Here is a 962-nt window from a genome sequence, read left to right on the forward strand (position 1 = left end):
GCCGGGGGCCAGGGACGTACACAGTCGCATGAACACATGACCATGCCGGGTCAGGGGCGGGGGGCCGGGCCGCCACTCCGGGGCGGCCCGGAATGCCGCTCGATCGGCCGAGGCGGCATGCCGCGAAAAGGTGGCGGTCGGTCAGGACGCGCCGGCACAGACGTGCTCGGCCTCCGTGGACGTCGAGTTCCGTACGCTCTCGGCCTTTTGCAGCGCCTGCCGCTCGGCGGTGCCGGGGTGTCCGCCGTTGGCCATGCTGCGCAGCAGGTCGGTCTTCAGGCCGTCGTAGTACCGCTCCGCCTGCTGGGCGGCGGCGAGGGCCTTGTCGCAGTTGGTCCGGGGGGCGGCGGCGTGGGCCGTGGGCACGGCGAAGGAGAACGCGAGAAGCGCGACGGCACCGGCCGCGAACGTTCGCATGGACCTCATGGGAACCTCCGGTGTGACGGGTCGTTCGGGTCGTACGTACGGCTACGGCTACGGCTCAGGAGGACAGCGTGACGACGCGCCCACTGCCCTTCACCTCCACACATGCCTGGTACGGATCGGGGTTCCCCCGCCGTTCCCCGCACTTCCAGCGGGCCCCGGCCGCGCGCACCTCGGCCCCGGTCGGCGCGCCGTGCCAGACCTTCGTATAGGCGGCCGCGACCTGGCGGGCCACGCCGCAGGTCACCCCCTTGCCCGCGAGCACGCCGAGCCCGGAGACGGGATCGGCTCCGCAGTACCGGACGCTCGCGCCCTGCGCCGCGACGGCCGTGCCGCCCCCGGAAACGCAGAGCAGGCCGATCCCGATCGCACCGACGAACACTCTGGCCCTCATCGACCCCACCGGGCACCTCCGTCCCACGAGCAACCCCAACAGCATGAGTACCCATATCCGGCTCCGCCGCTCGCGAGGTGCGCCCGAAATCCGACGGCCCGGCACGGCCCTCGTCAGCCCCTCACCCCTCGCCCCTCCCGAAGAC

2 protein-coding genes are annotated in these 962 nt (G+C 72.8%); both read right to left on the reverse strand.

Annotation, left to right across the window (positions count from 1 at the left end; all coding sequences use genetic code 11):
• Window positions 1-141: 141 nt before the first annotated feature.
• Entirely contained in the window at window positions 142-417 is a 276-nt protein-coding gene (locus CCN72_RS36580; RefSeq protein ID WP_086812630.1) for a hypothetical protein, read from the reverse strand.
• Between the two features lie 64 nt (window positions 418-481).
• The gene (locus CCN72_RS36585; protein ID WP_143664337.1) at window positions 482-817 is read right to left on the reverse strand and encodes a hypothetical protein; all 336 of its coding nucleotides are present in this window, start codon (window positions 815-817) and stop codon (window positions 482-484) included.
• Window positions 818-962: the final 145 nt, after the last annotated feature.

Origin of the sequence: Streptomyces murinus, assembly GCF_002154555.1 — a bacterium.
Taxonomy (GTDB): Bacteria; Actinomycetota; Actinomycetes; order Streptomycetales; family Streptomycetaceae; genus Streptomyces; species Streptomyces murinus.